Source organism: Brachyspira innocens ATCC 29796 (assembly GCF_000384655.1).
Taxonomy (GTDB): domain Bacteria; phylum Spirochaetota; class Brachyspiria; order Brachyspirales; family Brachyspiraceae; genus Brachyspira; species Brachyspira innocens.
The window spans coordinates 1-20601 of sequence record NZ_ARQI01000104.1 but is presented as its reverse complement, the minus strand read 5'-3'; the positions used below and the strand labels follow the sequence as shown (position 1 = coordinate 20601).

Below are 20601 nucleotides of genomic sequence, written 5' to 3'. Positions count from 1 at the left end.
GCTATGCAATATACGCAAAATTCTACTTTTTTTGCTGTCTAGGCACCTACTAGATACTAAAACTTACCTAGCATAGTAAAAATATATATTTACATAGTATTTAGATGATATTACATAAAAAAATAAAAAATGATATATAACAATAAATGTGTGTAAACTTATAATATATATTTTATAATACTAACTGTTATAAAAAAAAATTGAAACAGTTTAATCTATTTACTTCTATCAAAGAAACAGCATAAAATCACAAATAATTTGACTATTTTTTTCTTTTATGTAAAATAATGCCAATGGAAAAAATCATAAGAAGAACGGCACTAACTATAATATATACTATATTATTATCTTTAATAATACTATCAATTATATTCATACCAAAAGGATATAACTTTTATAAACATTGCAAGGAATATATAAACAAACCATTCTCAAAAGACGAATTATCCATAAATGAAGAGAGAGCTTTAAAAATATATGATAGAAACTCAATACTAATATCAACCATATTTCCAAAGCATGGAGGATTTTTTGAAGAGGTAAAATATAAAGATTTATCTACAAATTTGATTAATGCCGTAGTGAGTGCCGAAGACAAAAATTTCTTTAATCATAATGGTATAGACTATAAGGCTATAATAAGAGCATTTTTATCAAACTTAATAAGCGGAAAGGTAGTTTCAGGAGGAAGTACAATTACTCAGCAGCTAGCTAAAAGTATAATTCCTCGTGAAAGAACATATATTAATAAATTCTATGAAGCACTTGATGCAGTAAGACTGGAAAAAAATCTCACAAAAGAAGAAATACTTACTGAATATTTAAATAGAGTATTTTTTGGAAACAACTGCTACGGAGTTGGGGCTGCTAGTGATTTGTACTTTCATAAAAAAGTTAATAATTTAAATAATAATGAATCTGCAATGCTTGCTTCTATAATAAAGTCTGGTACAAAGTTTAATCCTTATAAATATGAAGAGAGATTAAAATCAAGAAAAATATATGTATTAGGAGAGATGAAAAATAATAACTTTATTACAGAAGAAGATTATAACAAATATATCAATGAAAAATTAAATATATATAATGATAAAGATAAATATACTTTCAAAGCCCCTCACTTTACAATGTATGCAAAAGAATCTCTAGAACAATTAAAATATACAGGTGTAACAGAATTAAGAACTACATTAGACTATAATATGCAAAAGGAAGCAGTTTTAGTTATAAGCAATTCAAGTCAGTCGCTTCATACTTTCAATGTACGCAATATTTCATGCGTGATACTTAATGCAAAAACAGGAGAAGTGCTTTCAATGATAGGCTCTATGGACTATTTTGATACAGAAACTCATGGAGCAGTAAATGGAGCGGTTGCATTAAGACAGGCTGGAAGTACATTAAAGCCTTTTATGTATGCATATATATTTGATAAAGGAGAATCCCCTGCTTCTGTTATAGCTGATATCAAAACTTATATTAATTCACCCGGCGGAGATTATATACCAGAAAACTTTGACCATAAATATAGAGGTCCCGTTACTATAAGAGATGCATTAGCCAATTCTCTTAATATACCAGCTGTTAAATGGCTTGCAAGATACAGTATAAGAGATTTTCAGAATATACTTTTAAAATCAGGATTAAGTTCTATAGATAAAAACCCAGACTATTACGGATATTCTTTAGTATTAGGAAGTGCTGAAGTTCGTTTAATAGATTTAGCTTCTGCATACAGTATATTTCCAAACTCTGGCACATTTATAAATCATTACTCAATAACTTCATTAAAAAAAGCAAACGGAGAAGTTATAACACTTCCTAAAAAGACTACTAGAAAAGTTATATCAGAAGAGAGTGCATATTTAATAACAAGCATACTATCTGACAGAAATGCAAGAATGGGTTCTTTTAGAAGCTATAAAGGAATAGTGTATCCATTTTCTATAGCAATAAAAACAGGTACGTCAAAAGGATCAAGAGATGCATGGGCTGTAGGTTATACTAAAGATTATATAGTGGGTATTTGGCTTGGAGATTTTGCTGGAAGTGAGATGATTAATATAACAGGCGGAAATGGTGCTGTGCCTATACTTTATGATTTATTTACTATGCTTAATAAAAGTCAGAAAGAAACTAAATGGGATAAACCAGATACTATAGTAAAAAGAGAAATATGCCTTATAAGCGGAAAACTTAGAGGGGAGTTCTGCAAAGAAACAAGAGTTGAAGAGTTCTCTCATATAAATGTGCCTAAAGAAGAATGCGATGTTCATAACTTATATATAAAAACAAATTCTGACGGATCTCTTACAGAAAAAGTTTTTATTAATCTTCCTAATGAATATAACGGCTGGATAAGAGAGCAGCAAATAGAGCGTCCTACTTCAGAGTGGAGAAAAGTTAATAATATTTATGCATATAATAGAATAAAAAATAATAATCAAAACAGCAATTTAGAAAATATAAATCAGGAAAATGGTTTTGATTTAAATTCAGCTGACAGAGTTCAAATGAATGTAAATAATATAAATTCTTATAATACATCATCTGAAATAAAAACATATAACAATATAAGAGAAAGACTTTCAATAAAAGAACCTACTGATAACTCTGTATACAAAATAGACTCCACTCTTCCTATAGAATATCAAAATATATTCATATCATCATACATACCAAAAAATATAGTGTCTGCTGAGTTATACTGCAACAAAGAAGTAATAGCAAATATTGATGATTTAAAAAAAGATTATATAAAATGGACATTAAAACATGGAGATTACACTTTTTATATAGAGGCAAAAACAGATAGCGGAGAGACTATAAAAAGCTCTACTGTAAAAATATACGTACAGTAAAAAAAAACTGTATTGATAATTTTTTTAATGCCGATAATATTAATAGTGTAATATGTATTTTACGGAGTTTATCTATGAATAAGAAAATTATTTCTATATTGTTAATGCTTTCCATAGCTTTAACACTGCAGTCGGCATATAAAACAAATCAGTATATGAAAGTAGTCGATGTTAAAGGAAGAGTAAAAATATCTTCTCAAAAGGCTATAGTAAAACCTGCAAGAAACGGAGATTTATTATTCACTAAAGATAATATATCCACAGAAAATAATTCTTCTCTAACTTCATATTTAGAAAGCAACAATATATTCAAAGTTAAAGAAAACTCTTCTCTAAATATAGATGAATCCTATGATAAAACTGGAAATACAAAATTAACTTTAGATAATGGAGATTTTTTAATTGCATCTTCATCAAATGCTAAAGCAGACTCTATTACAGTATTAACTTCTAATGCAAGTATTAAAGTATCGGGAGCGGCTGCAATATCATATACTAACGGAAACACAAAAGCTCAATTCCTATACGGAGAAGGCGAAGTTAATGGAACTAAAATTGCTCAGTTTACAGAAGTTAATATTGACAATTCTAATAAATTATCAATTAAAGATATAGAACCTAATAATGAAGAGTTTGCAAATAATATAATTGAAGTAACTTCTATGCCTTATGTTGAAACCATAATACCTGAAGCATCCAATATGACTGATGTTAAAAATTATTATGAAAAATATAATGATAAAACTGTAAGCGAAAATAATACTGAAGCTGCATCTATTGATTATGTTGGAAATACTAATGAAAACAGAACTACTTTAATTATTACTAATGAAACAAGATAATATATACATCTTTGACAAATAAAAAATAGAGTATATAATAATAATTAAATATGAGGGAAAAGGTAAATATAGATGACGCCTCGTGAACAAATAGTAAATGCTGGGAAAAGACTATTCAAAAAGTACGGATTTAAAAAAGCCTCTATGAGCGATATAGCTTTGATGGTTCATAAATCTAAAAGCAGCATCTATCACTATTTCAAAAGCAAAGAGGAGATATTTTTTGCCATAGCTGAAAATGAAGCTAATGACTTAAAAAAAGAATTATACGAGGCTATAAAAAAAGAAGACACAGCCGAAGCCAAATTAAGAGCATATATTCTCACAAGACAGAAAGGTTATATAAAATTAGCAAATCTTTATGAGGCATTGCATAGCGAAATATTTGAAGACTTTACTCTTATAGAGCATATGAGAGCACAGTATCATAAGGAAGAGTACAACACTATAAAAATGATATTAAGAAGCGGTGTAAAAAAGGGACTATTTAATATAGATTTAAGACTTGCTACAGAGGCTATTTTGGCTATTATAAAAGGCTTTGAGATTGAGTGGGTAAAAAATAAAAATTCTGGAGACTATGAAAAGGATTTGGATATTATTATAAATATCATATTCTACGGAATTGTCAAAAGATAATTTAATATAATGAAAAATATTTTTATATATCCGCTTACATATATTATATACATAACTTTATTTTTTGCTGTAGGTATTTCTTTAGCATTTGTAAATCAAAAATTTCCATATATTTCGGTTACAGTAGCATTTACATTAATTATTATATCAATAATACTAGCATTAAAAAAATATTATTATCTCTCTTTAATAATAATTATACTATCATCTTTATTTATAGGATACAGCTACACTATTACAAGATATTATAACATATTTAAAAATCCTCTTAATACTTTTGATAAACCAATAAAAGCATACAATGCAAAAATATTATCATATGACGGAGTTGTAGGTTTCAGAGATAGATATATTGCTTATGTAGATAAAGTTTATGATGGTACGAATTGGTATCATTATGCAGGAAATATAAGACTTTATAATAGTTCTATAAAACCAATATACATTAATGATGAAATAACAGTGTCTTCAAAATTAAATCTATATAAAAATATATTAACCAATGATGATATTTACGATTCAAAAACTATAATAAAAGTACTTTCTGAAAGAATGCTTTACGGAGTGGCAAGCATATATCCGTATAATAATTTTGTTGTTCAAAAAGAAGGATTTTCTATTATAAACTATATAAATGCATATGCTCTGAAAATAAGAAACATTATCAAAGAATCACTTGGAGAAAATATTGATGCAATACCCTATACTATAGCACAAGGTATTATGATAGGTGATAAAAATATCATTCCTTATCATATAAGAAAATATTTTATAGATTCTGGAATATCTCATATACTTTCTATATCAGGTCTTCATATTTCAATGATACTTTCAATTCTATATTTAATATTATCATTTTTCCCTATAAACTTTTACAAAAGAATATTAATATCAGCAATCATAACAGTAATAATATATCCTCCTATTACTTTATTTTCTGTTTCTATAATAAGAGCAAGTATAATGGCAGTATGTTTCACTATATCATATTATTTTGACAGAAATAGAAACTCTATTAATGCATTATTTTTATCTGCTTTGATAATACTTCTACTTAATCCTAATTCTATAAAAGATATCAGCTTTCAATTTTCATTTTTAGCAACTTTAGGAATAATTCTTTACTACCCTATTATTAATTTCTATATAATAAAAAATATTAAAAATACTAATAATAAAGTCTCAGAAATAATAAAAAGTATCATAATAAAATCTATATCGTTTTTATCTATCAATATATTCGCACTTGTAATAGTTCTTCCACTCAGCATATATCATTTTTCAATATTAAATCTAACCTCTATAATAGCCAATATATTTGCAGTGCCTTTATCATTTATAATACTTTCATCATCGATAATAACTATAGTTTCATATATAATATTTAGTCCTATATCAGTTTATCCTGCTTTAACAGTAGAGTTTTGTTCTTCACTTTTAATAGATTTAGCAAAAAATTTCAGCAGCATAAGTTTTCTAAAATATGATATAAAATTGAATTTATATCAAGCATTATTTATCACATTCATAATAGCATTGATAGGAATAATTCTAAGAATAAAAATAAATAAAATTAATTCTAATAGTAAAACTGATAATCATCAAATAGCTTTTAAACAAAATAATAACTAAAAAATTATTTAAAATTTTCAATTTCTCATAATTATATATTGACATTGGAGTTCACTCTAATGCTATAATCATAAAACATTTTTACAAATAAGGAGAGAAAATGAAAAAATATTTACTAATTACTTTTACTTTATCAATAATATTTACTGCTATATCATGTAATGCAGGAAGTAAAGAGGCTTCAAACATTTATGAATATGCCAAATCACCAGAAGGAACAGTATTGATAAAAAACGGCGAAGGTAAGAAATCCAAAGGTTCAGCAGACTATTTTACAGGAGATGTTGAAGTTGAAAGTATAACAGCACCTAATGAAACATCTAAATTCTCAGTAGCTTATGTTACATTTCAAGCTGGTGCAAGAAGTGCATGGCATACCCATCCAGCTGGACAGCATTTAATAGTTGTTGAAGGTATAGGACTTACTCAGGAAGAAGGAAAACCTATTCAGGAGTTTAGAGCTGGAGATATTTTATACTGCCCTTCAAATGTTAAACATTGGCATGGAGCTTCACCTAATTCTTATATGAAACATGTTGCTATAACAGGTGATTCAAACGGAAACAATGTTACTTGGATGGAACATGTTACTGATGAAGAATATTACAGCTATACTAATCAATAATAAACTAATTAAAATATTTTTATAAGAGATTTATTTATGAAAAATACTATTACTTTTATATTACTTATATTGAGTATATTTACAATGAATGCTTTTACACAAAATACAAGAATAAAATTAACATTTAATGATAATGAGATTTATGCTTTAATAACAAATTCAAATGCTGGAAATGATTTTTTATCACTTCTGCCTATGAATTTGAAAATAGAAGATTTTAATGGTACAGAGAAAATATCATATTTGAGTAAAAAACTAAATACTCAAAATGAACCAGACGGAATAACTCCAAAAGCAGGTGATATAACTTATTATGCTCCTTGGGGTAATTTGGCTATATTTTATAAAGACTTCAGATATTCAAATAATTTAATTTATTTGGGAAGATTTGAAAATATTTCTGATATATCAAAACTTTCAAATATGAAAGGAGATTTTGAAATTCATATAGAGAAATCAAATTAAAAATTATTAATTTATAAAATTAAATAAAAAATTGTAATTTTGATATTGACATTGGAGTAAACTCTAATGATAAAATAAAAAAATAAAATAGGTACAATTAAGAAATGGAGAGATTATGAATAATATAAAATTAAATAATGGTGTTGAAATGCCTATTCTTGGATTTGGGGTATACAAAATAGACAATTACGAAGAATGCAAAAAAGCATGTCTTTATGCTATTGAAGCTGGCTACAGACATATAGATACAGCAGCTATATATATGAATGAAAAAGCGGTAGGAGATGCTATAAAAGAAAGCGGTATAGATAGAAAAGATATGTTTATAACTACTAAATTATGGATACAAGATGCAGATTATGATAAAGCAAAAAAAGCGTTTCAAATATCTATGGAAAAATTAGGATTAGATTATTTAGATTTATATTTGCTCCATATGCCTTTTGGTAATTATTATTCCGCTTGGAAAGCAATGGAAGAATTATACGAAGCTGGACATATAAAAGCTATAGGAGTTTGCAACTTCTATAAAGAAAGATTAATTGATTTTTTATATAATCATAAAATAATGCCAGCTATTAATCAAATAGAAACACATCCATTCTTTCAAAGATGGGAAGATCAAGAATTAATGAAAGAGTATAATATCACATTAGAATCTTGGGCTCCTTTAGCAGAAGGCAGTAATAATATTTTCAATAATGAAATATTAAAAAGCATAGGAAAAAAATATAATAAAACTGCAGCTCAAGTTATTTTAAGATGGCTAACTCAAAGAAATATACCTATTATACCAAAAAGTGTTAATAAAGAGAGAATAATAGAAAACTCTAAAATATTTGATTTTATATTAGATGATAATGATATGAATCTTATAAAAACTTTAGACAATAATAAAAATATAATATTTCTTAATGAAGATGAAAAGTTTATAAAACAATTATTAAATATGAAATATTAATATAAAGGAGATTATTAAATGAAAAAAATGTTAAAATTAAGTTTATCTATATTTTTATTAATGACAATATTATCTTGTCAGGCAAATAATAATACCAATATCAAAGGAGGAAATCTAACTATGACAGAAAAAGCAAACAGTAAATATAATGAATTATTTAAAAGAGATGCAGCTTCTACAAAACCCAATGATGAAGAATTAGAAAGTATATTCAATAACTTTTTATACGGCGAAGTTTATAATCATGGCTCATTAGATGCAAAATTAAGAGAGCTTGTAACATTAGTTTCTCTAACAGCTTCGCAAGGCACTGACTTTATAAAAGATCATGTAGAAATAGCTTTGAATGTTGGAGTTACACCTATAGAGATAAAAGAGGCACTATATCAATGTTCTCCTTATGTAGGTTTTCCAAGAGTATTTGCGGCATTAGAAAAAGCAAATGAAGTTTTTAAAGCAAAAAATATATCACTTCCTATAGAATCTCAATCTACTGTTACAGAAGAAACAAGATTTGATAAAGGATTAGAAACTCAGATAAGCATATTTGGAAATGCAATACTCACTGCTCATTCAAATGCGGCTCCTAATCAAAAACACATTCAGAACTATTTATCAGCTAACTGTTTCGGAGATTTCTATACTAGAACAGGTTTGGATTTAAAAACAAGAGAGCTTTTAACATTCATAATGATAATATCTTTAGGCGGTGCTGAACCTCAGGCTATAGCACATGCAAATGCTAATATAGCTATGGGAAACACAAAAGATATGATGATAGAAGCTGTAACTCAATGCCTTCCTTATATAGGATACCCAAGAACATTGAACGCTATAACAGTAATTAACAATATATAATAAAATAAATTAAAAATTATATTAATTAATAATAACATAAATAAAAAATGCAAAATAACTATACATTTTTTATGAAAGTTAATGAAAAAATTAATTAAAAGGAGAGTAAAAATGAAAAAATTTATCAAAACAATATTAATGTATGCACTTCTTTCATCTACATTATTAATGGGAGGCTTGCATGCTCAAAGCTCAAAAACTTTAATAGTGTATTTCTCTTGGGGAGGAAACACGAGAACAGCTGCCAATATGATAAAAAACATGACTAAGGCAGATATGTTTGAAGTAAAAACTGCAGAAAGCTACCCTACTGATTATAATGACACTATAAATCAGGCAAGAGATGAATTAAATAATAATGTTTTACCGAGATTAAGTGCTAATATAAATAATTTGGCAGATTATGATACTATAATATTATGTTATCCTAATTGGTGGGGCACTATCCCTCAGGCAGTAAAACAATTATTACAAACTCATAATTTCAGCGGTAAAAAAATAGCTCCTTTATGCACACATGGCGGCGGCGGTATGGGAAGAAGTTTAAATGATATAAAAACTTTATGCCCTAACTCTGATATATTAAACCATCTAAGTATATCTGGAAGAAGCGTTAATGGCTCAGAAAATAATATAAGAACATGGCTTCAAAATATAAATATACTTTAAGGCTTTTATAATTGGCTTGCTGCTGATTAAAGAATTTTTAATTGTCAGCAAGTCAAAATTAATTATGGAGTTTAAATCTTATGAAAAAAATTATTATAATGATGTTTTTTATATTTTTTAGTTTATGTAATGCTCAAGAGAATACAAAAATCAAAATTACTGTAAACAATCAAGTATTGGAAGGAGTTATTTATGATACAGAACTATCAAAAGAGATAATGAATATATTTCCAATTACCGTTTCTATGGCAGGTTATGGTAATAGAGAATATTACGGCTCAATAGACTACAGACCAAAAAATATAACAAAAGGACAATTAAATTTTCAAAACGGTGATATAACATACTGTGCCAGAAATAATTCACTTGCAATATTCTACTCACAGTCATCTAATCCCAATCTTACTATGGAGGTTATACCAATTGGAAAAGTTACATCAGATTTAAGTATTTTTCATGATTTATATAACAACGGAGAAAGGATAGCAGACATAACTTTTAGTTTATACTGAAAATTTTTAAGTTTGTAAAAATGTATTTTATATTTATTTGTTGGGATTAGACTTGCCTTTGTAAATAAATTTTAATATGCTGAGTCAAAAAAGCTGACAATACATTTATAAAATATAGAAATCAATTTTATTATAAAAAGGAGTGTGCATGAAAAAATATATTATTATAATGTTTTCTATAGTATTTACATACATAGGGTATGGACAGAATTCAAAAATTCTGATTGTTTATTTTTCAAGAGTAGGAAACACTTTGTTTAAAGATAATATAGACGCCTCAACTTCAGCAAGCATTGTAGCAAATAATAACAAAGTAGGTACTACAGAATATGCTGCTAATATAATAAAAAATGAATTAAATGCTGATATAAGATTAATAGAAACATCTGATAAATACACTGATAACTTTGACGATTTAGTTGATAAAAATCATGAAGAGATGCGTAACAATTATTTTCCGAAAATAAAGCCGTTAAACATTGATATAAACAAATATGATACAGTTTTTATAGGATATCCTGTATGGGCAACTGATGTACCAATGGCAGTGCGTTCATTTATAAGAGATTATAACTTATCATCAAAAACTATAGTACCATTTTGTACTCATGACGGATACGGTGCTGGAAGATCATATAATACTATTAGAAACATGATAAAAAATGCCAATATATTAGATGGCTTGGCATTAGACTCTTCTAATATACAATCTTCGGACAGTATAATAAAATCTTGGATAAGAAAATTAAATTTAAAAAAATAGACAGTAGATACCATTTTGTTAATAAAACTTTTTTGAAGCCGCTTATTAAATTAAATACTTACCAAAAACAATAAGCGGCATAAAAATAATACTAAGGAGATTATATGAAAAATTTAATCTTAATTTTTTTACTTTTATCAATAATTATATCATGCAGAAATAACAATACTTCTAATATAGAAAGTGATAATAATTATAATACTCAAAATAATTATGTTAACATCAATTATACTCAAAGCAATTCAAAAATATTAATAGCATATTTCACTTGGGCAGACAATACTGTAGTAGAAAATCCTTCATCTATAGACCCAGACGCTGAAACTTCTGCAAGCGTACTTTCTCCGGGTAATGCTGCATTAATTGCTAGCTGGATACAAGAAGAAACAGGAGGCGATTTATTTAGTATAAAAACAGAAAATAAATATTCAAGCGATTATGATGAATGTCTTAATCAAGCTAGAAAAGAAAGGGATAATAACGAAAGACCAAGACTTACTCAAAGAGTTAATAATATAGATGATTATGATGTTATATTTTTGGGTTTTCCTAATTGGTGGTATACTTGCCCTATGGCTATTTTTACATTCGTTGAAAGCTATGATTTATCTGGAAAAACCATAATACCATTTTGTACTCATGGAACAGGAGGACTTTCAAGAACGATAAGAGATTTGAGAAACTTACTTCCAGATGACTGCAAAGTATTAGAGCCTATAGGAATATACAGACCAGAAGTAAAAACATCAAAAAATAAGGTTTTAGATTGGCTTAGAAAGTTGGAATATTAAAAAATTGTGATGAATATAATTATAATATAATTAAGGAGTAAAAATACATAATGAGTAAAAAAATAATAAAAATAATCGTAGACATAATAATGACTTTACTATTTTTTATTTTGATGGCATATCATTTCACTGGAGATGCCGTACATGAATATTTGGGTTTTCTTCTTTTTATATTTTTTATACTTCATCATATACTTAATTTTAATTGGTATAAAAACTTGCCCAAAGGAAAATATAGTTTTAATAGGGTTTTAAGTACATTTATTAATACTATGCTTTTTTTATGTATGATAGGATTAATGATAAGCGGAATACTATTTTCTCAAAGGGTGCTTGGATTTTTGAATATTCATAACAGCGGAATGTTTACAAGACGTCTTCATATGATTTCAAACTCTTGGGGATTTATATTTATGTCGGCACATTTGGGAATGCATTGGGGTATGTTTATCAATATAAGTAAAAAGTTTATAAATATAAAAAAACAAATAGCATTAATAATAGCTTCATTAATTGCTGTATATGGTATTATTTCATTTATAAAAAGAGAATTATATAATAAAATGTTTTTGCTTGTAGAGTTTGCTTTTTTTAATTATGAAGAGCCTGTAATACTTTTCTTTATGGATTATTTATCTATAATGGGTTTATTTATATTTATAAGCTACTATTTACCAAAAATTAGAAAAAATAATAATAATATAAATTAATATATCAAAAAGGAGAAAAATAAAATGAAAACACTTATAATTTTTTCACATACCTATTGGAATGATTCAAAGGTTAATCGTAAATTATTAGAATCGATAAAAGATTTTAAAGATATCACAATTCATAATTTAAATGAAATATATAAAGATAATAAAATAAGTAAGGAAAATGTGAAGTCAGAAATATCTTTATTAAAAGAACATGAAAAAATAGTATTTCAATTTCCATTATTTTGGTTCAGTACTCCAAGTCTATTAAAAGAATGGGAGGATACTGTTTTAACTGATATACTCTATGGAAGTGAAAGCAAATGTTTAGAAGGCAAAACTTTTCAAATAATTACTACTGCAGGCGGAGAGAAATCTTTTTATGATTCTTTGGAGTTTGGTATTAATACTATACTATCTCCTATAAACACAAGTTTTAAATATTTAGGCTTAAAAGTAGAAAATCCATATTGCATATATCAGGCTAGTACTGATAATTTGGATTTAAATGAATATCATAAGTATTTAAAATAAAATTAATATAACTGTTTATAATATTTTCAATTATAAAATTATTTGTTTCAGTATTTTAAATATTAATTATTTTTAATGCTGAAACATTCTATTATATAAATAAATAATAATGTTAATAATACAGTAAAAAATACCGTTACTTATAGTATTGATAAAAATTTTTTGTTAGTATAATATTACTTATATAAATTCTTTAAGAAGGTTTATGCATGAATTTTTTAGAAATAGAATTAAATAAAGATAAAAAAATTATAAGCGAAGACTTCAAATATAGAAAAAGATTAATAGTTGTATTTATAATATCGGTACTTGTAACAACATTGCTGTTATTAAGATTATTTTATCTGCAGATAATACAAAATGAACATTATGACAGTTTGGCAAGAAATAATAAAGAACAGATAATACCTATAGATGCATACAGAGGTGAGATTTATGACAGAAACGGTATTATAGTAGCTGAAAATATAAAAACATACACAATGTATATGATACCAGTTTATCTTCCAAAAAATTATTTTGAGAGAGAGGAATTATTATACAGAGTTTCAAAAGTATTCAATATAGATTTAGGACATATAAAATCAAGTTTAGAAAAAGTATCAAAAAACAGCTATGAATCAGTAGAAATATCAGAAAATATAAGCATGGCACAAATGAGTTATTTGGCAGAGAGGTCTGAAGAATATCCAGGGGTTTATTACGGAAGCAAATCGGTAAGACACTACCCTCTTGGCGAAACTATGACGCATGTACTTGGATATATAGGAAACATATCACAGGAAGAGTTTGAAAGCAAACAGGCAGAGGGATACAGAAGAAACAGTGTAATAGGTAAAGAAGGTGTTGAACAGTTTTATGACAAAGAGCTTAGAGGAATAGACGGCTATGTTCAATGGATAGTAGACTCAAGAAACAGAGTAAAAGAAACTATAAGCCCTGCAATAGGAAAGCCTATACCTGGAAAAAAACTTATATTAAGCATAGATTCTAAAATACAAAAGGATGCTGAAGACCTAATCAGAGGGCAAGTAGGTACTGTAATAGTATCAAAACCTACTACAGGAGAAATATTAGCAATGGTAAGCTCTCCTTGGTATGATCCTAATATATTTATAGGTAAAATAGACAGACAAAAGTACGCAGAACTTATTAACAACCCTGCAAATCCATTCTGGAACAAAGCTATAAGAGGAAGATACCCACCAGCTTCAACATTCAAACTAGTTACTGCTGTAGGAGCTTTAGCTGAAAAAAGAATAGGAGTAAATACTACAAGATACTGCGGAGGCGGTATGCTTCTTGAAAATAGGTTCTACAGATGTACTGGTCAGCATGGTTATGTAAATATGTACAGAGCTATTCAGTTCTCATGCAATACATATTTCTATAACTTGGCATATGAGCTTGGTCCTAACTTCATAAAAAGATATGCTGAAATGCTAGGTTTCGGAGACATTACAGGTATAGATTTACCAGGTGAAAAAGTGGGGGTTGTTCCTAGTGCTGATTGGAAAAGAAGAAAAATCGGAGAATACTGGTGGGACGGAGATACTATTCAATATGTTATAGGTCAGGGATACATGTCTGCTACCCCTATAGCTGTACATATGTCTACTTCAGCTATAATTAATGACGGAGTTATGTATAGACCTCATGTTGTTAAAGAAATAAGAAGTTCTCAAACAGATGAAGTTATATACAATAATGATAAAATTATAATCAAAAAGCTAGATATAGATAAAAACATATTTACAGTAGTAAAAGAAGGTATGAGAATGGCCGTATCAGGCGGTACAGCAAGAAATGGTGCTTGGTCTCCTCATATAAAATTGGCCGCAAAAACAGGTACTGCTCAAAACGCTCAAGGTAAAGACCATACTTGGGTTACAATATTCGGACCTTATAATCCTAGACCTACTGATGATATGATAGCTGTTACAGTTATGTTAGAGCATAGCGGTGGTGGTGGTGGTGCTACTGCTGGTCCTATTGCTACTGCAATGCTTCGTTCTATATTAGGCGGAGAAAATGCTGTTGAGGCTAGAAACGTTATATATGCTAGAATGCAGTATATTTATGAGCAGATAAGATTAGCAAGAGAAAAAATGAAAGAAGAACAGGAAAACGGCGAAAATCCAGAAAATATTGACGGAGAACAGCAAAAAGAAGAAGATAAAAAAGATGCAAATGAAGATGAAAGGATAAAATATGAATGATAAAAAAGAATTAAAAAAATTATTTGTCTTCGATTGGAAAATATTAGCAGCTGTTGTATTTTTAATGGTAGCAGGCGCTATAGCTGTATACTCTTCTACATATTCTCCTGAATCTGGTAAAACTAGCTGGATGTTTTTGAAATTTATATTCTTCTGTGCTACTGGAATTGTACTCATATTTATAAGTATGTTTATTAACTATACAAAATTGGCCGAACACAGAATGTCTTTATATATACCGATGCTTGGGGTGCTTATACTTGTATTAATACCGGGGGTTGGAACTACTGTAAACGGCAGCAGCAGTTGGTTATTTGGTATGCAGCCTTCTGAGTTTGGTAAGATTGTAGTTATAATATTTTTAGCAGGATATTTAGATCAAATAGGAGATAAAATAAAAGAAATAAAATACTTTGCTTTAGCTGGTGTTTTTATTGCAATACCTATAGGTTTAGTTTTATTGCAGCCAGACTTAGGTACTGTATTAGTATATTGTTTTATAGTATTTATAATGCTTTTTGTGGGAGGTGTGCCTACTAGATATATTATAGCATTAATAAGTATTGGTGTTGTAGGGCTTTCAATACCTATGTTTTTGGAATATAAAAGAATGTCTGATGATATAGATAATATACTTTTTAACTTTTTATCCCAAAGAATATATATAGGATATTTGGCTGGAATATTTCTTTTTGTATCTGCTCTTTTAATTACGCTTAATTTTTATATGAACAGCAAATATGTAGGTCTTTTATCATTTACATTTTTTGTATTATTTTTATGTATGGGAGCTGCCTTAATATTTGATATAGGTTTAAAAGAATATCAGAAACAAAGATTATTAGTATTTATGAATCCTCAATTAACTAGATTAAGTTCTGGATATAATATTATACAGTCACTTATAGCTGTAGGAAGCGGAGGATTATTTGGGGAAGGATTTTTAAGCGGAAGCCAATCTCAATTAAATTTCATACCGCAGCAGGTAAATGACTTTATATTTTCAAATATATGCGAAGAATGGGGATTTGTTGGAAGTGCTTTAGTAGTTTTAGCATATGCAGTTATATTTATACGCGGAACTATGGCAGCATATTTTGCCAAAGATAGATTAGGGGCATTAATAGTATCTGGGGTTATTGCCATGTTTTTATGCCATGTTATAATTAATATAGGCATGGTTGTAGGTATGATGCCTATTACTGGATTAACATTGCCTTTTATAAGCAGCGGAGGGTCATCAATATGGACTTTTTCTATTTCTATAGGTTTAATATTTAATGTAGAAGCTAGAAGATATGTCCACTAAAATTGATAAGCAGTTAATATGAAAAATAGTAATATTTTAACAGAAAAAGTTTTAATAGCAGATTCTAATATAGATTATGCAAGTTTTTTACAGAAGTTTTTAAAAGAATCGGGGTATTTATCTTATATAGCCCTATCATATGAAGATGCTCTAAACATGGCTTATGATAAAATACCAGACTGCATACTTGTAGATTATATGCTTCCAAATTCAGGTGCTTCAAGGCTTTCTGAACATATAAAAAATGATAATATATTAAAAAATATAGCCGTTTTGTTTTTAACTGCAACTGACAATAAAAGTGAATGCTTAAAATCTTATGAATGCGGCGCTGATGGCTTTTTTCTTAAATCTATGGACACCGATATATTATTAGCAAAAATGAAAGCATATATAAGACTAAAAAAAGCTATAGAATCTAACCTTATGTATATGAATATATTGAAACAGGATATTGAATATGCTTCAAAACTGCAGAAATCTATTCTCTCCTATGGTAATACTTCTATACCAAAAAATGATATGTCAATATTTCATTATGCTCCTAACGAAGTGTCTGGAGATTATAGCGGTATAAAATCGATTAATGACGGATGGTATGCTATACTTCTTGCAGATGTATCAGGTCATGGAGTGGCTGCTAGTATGCTTACCATACTTATAAAATCCTTTTTTGATTCGCATGTTATTATAGATTCTAAAAATACTCAGCCCGCTGAATTTTTAAAACAGATGAATAATTTCTTTATAGGAGAAAATTTTGATAAAAATTTATTCGCATCTGTTTTTTTCGCAATATATAATAATGAAACAGGAGAATTAATATGCTCTTCTGCAGGATCTCCAAAACCTATATGTAAAACTAAAGATAAAGCAATGGAAATAGATATAGGAGGTCCTCTCATAGGTATGATGGAAGATACAGAATATACTGAAACTAAAATACAGTTAAATCATAATGATATCATATTCATATTTACTGATGGAGCTTATGAAATATTTGATAAAAATGGCAAAATGTTCGGAGATGAACTTTTAAAAAATACATTCATAAAACATTCACATAAAGATGTTAATGTAATAAAAGAATGTATAATAAAAGAATTAAAATCTTTCTCAAACAATATATTATCTGATGATATAAGTATGATAATGTTAAGAAGAACTGAATAATATTCTAAATTTATCATTATTCTATATTATAATACACTATTAAATACCCAAATTCTACAGTATATAATAATCTATTAATTATATATAAATATTTTTTATAAAAATAAAGTAACCGTTTACATTTTTTAACTATATTATCATATTACATGTGAACTCAATATAAAATAAAATACATATAAATACAAACATATATATTATTAAATGATAATTCATAATTAATATATTAAAATTAATAAATAATAAAAAATTAAAAAAATCACATAAATCAATATTTTTTGTAAATTTTTCATCATTTTATGTTCATAAAATTTGACATAGCAGTTTTTTTTTCTATACTATTTAAAAAATAGGATATAGGAGTATGTATTATGAATAATGAAGTAAAAGTAACACAAACACTTGCAGACCCAGCACCTTTCGGTTTATTTGGTCTTGCAGTAATAACATTCGTAGCTTCAACGCAAAAATTAGGGCTTACATCTGGATTTTCAGGGCTTATTCCTTGGGCTATATTTCTTGGCTGTATAACACAATTTGTTGCTGCTATTGTTGACTTCAAAAAAGAAAACGTATTTGGGGCAACAGTATTTGGTTCTTTCGGATTATTCTGGATAGCTGTAGCCTTTATTTGGCTTACTACTTTGGGAGTATTTGGAGAAGAAATGAAAAGTACTATAGATATGAGACAATTCGGAGTTGTATGTATAGGTTATTTATTTCTTGTAGGACCTTTGACTTTCGGTGCTGCTGAAGCTCATAAAGTATTATTCTTCATATTTGTTGCTGTAGATGTACTTTTAGTGGCTATGGCATTAAATTACTTAGGAATAGCAGTAAAAGAAACTCAAATAATAGCTGGTATTTCAGAACTTGCTGCTGCTTTATTAGGTTTTTATGGTGCTGCTGCTGGAGTTTTAAACAAAAATTTAGGAAGAGTTGTACTTCCTGTGGGAAAACCTCTAGGCATATTTAAGAAATAAGATAAAATTAGGGCATATATATAAAAGGGGCTTAATAAAAAGCCTCTTTTTTTATTATTTTTATTTGTACAAAATAAAAAAAATATGATAACTAAATATTTTATTATTACGATAATAATTATGATAACAAAATCTAGTTGACATATTATTGTTTTATCTATATTATGTTGTAATAATATTATAAGGTGATTAAGGGTTATGAGATTTAAAATAGCAATTTTAACTATAGTCAATTTAATAGCATTTATAGCATTACTCTATATGTTTGATATTTTCGGAGTTGTGAATTACTACACATTAATGCGTAATAAAATAGCTCCTAATGTACCAGGATTTTTTAACAGATTTACTCAAAAGCAAAGAGTAGAAGATATGTCTCTACTTGCAAGAGATGATTTAAATAAAATGAGAGAATCTTTTAACTTAAGAGAAAAAGATTTACAGGCTCAGGAATCTCTAATAGCAAGCAGAGCATTAGAATTAAATACTCAGTCTGAATTGATAGAACAAGACAGACAAAATCTATTAAATGCTTGGTCTAATTATCAGGCAACAATGGACGAATCTTCACAGTATCAATTAGTACTTTCAGATTTAGCAAACAAAATAAACAGCATGCCTCCTCAAAACTCTGTAGCTTTGCTTAATCAGCTTGCTGCAAACGGCTCTGATGATTTGGTAATAGATGTACTTCTTGAAATGGATTCTATAGCTGCTGCTGAAGGAAGAAACAGTACTACTTCATACCTTTTAAGTTTGATGGACGCTACTGTTGCTGCTAGAATATTAGAGAAATATGAAGCAAGATCCAATCCGGGTAACAATACAGTACCTTCTTCACCTAATGACTTCCCGTCATACATGCCAGACAATAATGATGCTATGCTTAATGATGGTATAATGGATATGGGAGCATAAAAATTATATACTAAAAAATAATGAGCCGTTTCTAAATATTTTAGGAATGGCTTTTTTATTTTAACAATCATTAAATATTGACAAATAAAGGGTTATAGGGTATAACTTCATTTATTATAATTTGGAGTTTGTTATCTATGTTAACAAGATTTGTATTAATATTTGTTATTATATTTTCTTTTAATCTTTATTCTCAAAATATTGACGGCAAACCTATAAAAGTAAATGAAAAATATTTTACTGAAAATGGAAATTTAAAAAACAATAAAGATCTGTCAGTTTATGCCATTAGAAAAATTAGATTTACTGATAATTCATCATATGAGATGGTAATATTAAAAAATAATTACTGGTATTATTATTCTTTATTTCAAATAGAACAAAATAATCAGTATAAATATATTGGCAATATTGCTTTTAAAAGCTATAATCAAAATATAGAAGGACTTATTTGCAATATAGTTTATAAAGACAATTATTTTACTATAGAGCATAACCTTATGTCAAATGTGAGAATGTATATAACATTTAAATATAATGATGATAAAAAAGTATATTTAGATAAAACAAGTATGATTTTACAAGCTGCCTAAAACATGAATACAGAAAATACTAATGAATTAAAAATAACCCCTAAACAATTTAATGGTAATGTAGTGCCTAATAAAACTCTATATAAGGATGTTACAATGGATATGATAGCAAAATCATTGAGCCTCGATATATAAAAAATTATATTTTGAAAATTATTAGCTATGAAAAAAATTGTATTAATATTTACTGCATCATTATAAAAATGTTAGGAAGTAAAATAGTATGTGATAAATCCAAGCAATAGACCATCACACAACAGCGAATAAGCGGGATTTAACGGGATAAAGCGGTATTTAGTGAAATGTAAAAAGAAAAAGAACCAACACATTATGCAATTAATTTAATAATTTTTATATGTAAAACGATGAAAAAAACTCATTTTAATATATTTATAAAACTATTACAATCTAACAGCAATTGGAAAATACACATTCCTTTTCATCGCATTAATTTCAGGTACTTGATTTGTAGGATATTTTTGTATACACTCTTTTGATAAGTACAAAGCATCTTTAACAGTTACAATATATTTAGATCTTAATCCTATTTTAGAAGCTT

At 27.5% G+C, this 20601-nt stretch carries 21 protein-coding genes; all 21 read left to right on the top strand.

Annotation, left to right across the window (positions count from 1 at the left end; translation table 11 throughout):
• Positions 1–293 precede the first annotated feature (293 nt).
• The 21 genes from pbpC to F811_RS17110 all read left to right on the top strand — a co-directional run bounded on the left by pbpC (position 294) and on the right by F811_RS17110 (position 20177).
• Complete coding sequence (pbpC, locus tag F811_RS0106315) at positions 294–2861, top strand: penicillin-binding protein 1C (RefSeq protein WP_020004431.1); 2568 nt, start codon at positions 294–296, stop codon at positions 2859–2861.
• Between the two features lie 74 nt (positions 2862–2935).
• Entirely contained in the window at positions 2936–3703 is a 768-nt protein-coding gene (locus tag F811_RS0106310; RefSeq protein ID WP_020004430.1) for a FecR domain-containing protein, read from the top strand.
• Positions 3704–3775: 72 nt separating this feature from the next.
• On the top strand, positions 3776–4342 hold the full coding sequence (locus F811_RS0106305; protein WP_020004429.1) for a TetR/AcrR family transcriptional regulator: 567 nt from the start codon (positions 3776–3778) through the stop codon (positions 4340–4342).
• A 9-nt stretch (positions 4343–4351) separates the two neighbouring features.
• Positions 4352–5974, top strand: a complete 1623-nt coding sequence (locus tag F811_RS0106300) for a ComEC/Rec2 family competence protein (protein ID WP_020004428.1) — start codon at positions 4352–4354, stop codon at positions 5972–5974.
• 100 nt (positions 5975–6074) lie between these two features.
• A complete protein-coding gene (locus F811_RS0106295) occupies positions 6075–6599 on the top strand; it encodes a (R)-mandelonitrile lyase (RefSeq protein ID WP_020004427.1) in 525 nt (174 codons plus the stop codon).
• A gap of 36 nt (positions 6600–6635) precedes the next feature.
• The gene (locus tag F811_RS0106290; protein ID WP_020004426.1) at positions 6636–7064 is read left to right on the top strand and encodes a cyclophilin-like fold protein; all 429 of its coding nucleotides are present in this window, start codon (positions 6636–6638) and stop codon (positions 7062–7064) included.
• Between the two features lie 115 nt (positions 7065–7179).
• Complete coding sequence (locus F811_RS0106285) at positions 7180–8025, top strand: aldo/keto reductase (RefSeq protein ID WP_020004425.1); 846 nt, start codon at positions 7180–7182, stop codon at positions 8023–8025.
• Positions 8026–8043: 18 nt separating this feature from the next.
• Positions 8044–8883: a carboxymuconolactone decarboxylase family protein gene (locus F811_RS0106280; protein WP_020004424.1), complete on the top strand. Its 840-nt coding sequence runs from the start codon at positions 8044–8046 to the stop codon at positions 8881–8883.
• 111 nt (positions 8884–8994) lie between these two features.
• Positions 8995–9552, top strand: a complete 558-nt coding sequence (locus F811_RS0106275) for a flavodoxin (RefSeq protein WP_020004423.1) — start codon at positions 8995–8997, stop codon at positions 9550–9552.
• 80 nt (positions 9553–9632) lie between these two features.
• Complete coding sequence (locus tag F811_RS0106270; RefSeq protein ID WP_020004422.1) at positions 9633–10064, top strand: cyclophilin-like fold protein; 432 nt, start codon at positions 9633–9635, stop codon at positions 10062–10064.
• A 148-nt stretch (positions 10065–10212) separates the two neighbouring features.
• Complete coding sequence (locus F811_RS0106265) at positions 10213–10827, top strand: flavodoxin (protein WP_020004421.1); 615 nt, start codon at positions 10213–10215, stop codon at positions 10825–10827.
• A gap of 104 nt (positions 10828–10931) precedes the next feature.
• Positions 10932–11618 carry a flavodoxin gene (locus F811_RS0106260; RefSeq protein ID WP_020004420.1) on the top strand — a complete coding sequence of 229 codons (687 nt, stop codon included), beginning with the start codon at positions 10932–10934 and terminating at the stop codon, positions 11616–11618.
• A gap of 50 nt (positions 11619–11668) precedes the next feature.
• Entirely contained in the window at positions 11669–12328 is a 660-nt protein-coding gene (locus F811_RS0106255; RefSeq protein ID WP_020004419.1) for a DUF4405 domain-containing protein, read from the top strand.
• A gap of 24 nt (positions 12329–12352) precedes the next feature.
• A complete protein-coding gene (locus F811_RS0106250) occupies positions 12353–12850 on the top strand; it encodes an NAD(P)H-dependent oxidoreductase (RefSeq protein ID WP_020004418.1) in 498 nt (165 codons plus the stop codon).
• A gap of 209 nt (positions 12851–13059) precedes the next feature.
• Complete coding sequence (gene mrdA / locus F811_RS0106245; RefSeq protein ID WP_020004417.1) at positions 13060–15069, top strand: penicillin-binding protein 2; 2010 nt, start codon at positions 13060–13062, stop codon at positions 15067–15069.
• A complete protein-coding gene (locus tag F811_RS0106240) occupies positions 15062–16378 on the top strand; it encodes an FtsW/RodA/SpoVE family cell cycle protein (protein ID WP_020004416.1) in 1317 nt (438 codons plus the stop codon). Before mrdA ends, F811_RS0106240 begins: the two co-directional genes overlap by 8 nt.
• Before the next feature lie 18 nt (positions 16379–16396).
• Positions 16397–17551 (top strand): fused response regulator/phosphatase, encoded by a 1155-nt coding sequence (locus tag F811_RS0106235; protein WP_020004415.1) that lies wholly within the window; start codon positions 16397–16399, stop codon positions 17549–17551.
• Positions 17552–17919: 368 nt separating this feature from the next.
• Positions 17920–18531 (top strand): acetate uptake transporter, encoded by a 612-nt coding sequence (locus tag F811_RS0106230; protein WP_020004414.1) that lies wholly within the window; start codon positions 17920–17922, stop codon positions 18529–18531.
• A 198-nt stretch (positions 18532–18729) separates the two neighbouring features.
• Positions 18730–19449, top strand: a complete 720-nt coding sequence (locus F811_RS0106225; RefSeq protein ID WP_020004413.1) for a periplasmic-type flagellar collar protein FlbB — start codon at positions 18730–18732, stop codon at positions 19447–19449.
• Positions 19450–19586: 137 nt separating this feature from the next.
• Positions 19587–20042 (top strand): hypothetical protein, encoded by a 456-nt coding sequence (locus F811_RS16025; protein WP_020004412.1) that lies wholly within the window; start codon positions 19587–19589, stop codon positions 20040–20042.
• Between the two features lie 3 nt (positions 20043–20045).
• A complete protein-coding gene (locus F811_RS17110; RefSeq protein ID WP_020004411.1) occupies positions 20046–20177 on the top strand; it encodes a hypothetical protein in 132 nt (43 codons plus the stop codon).
• Positions 20178–20601 lie beyond the last annotated feature (424 nt).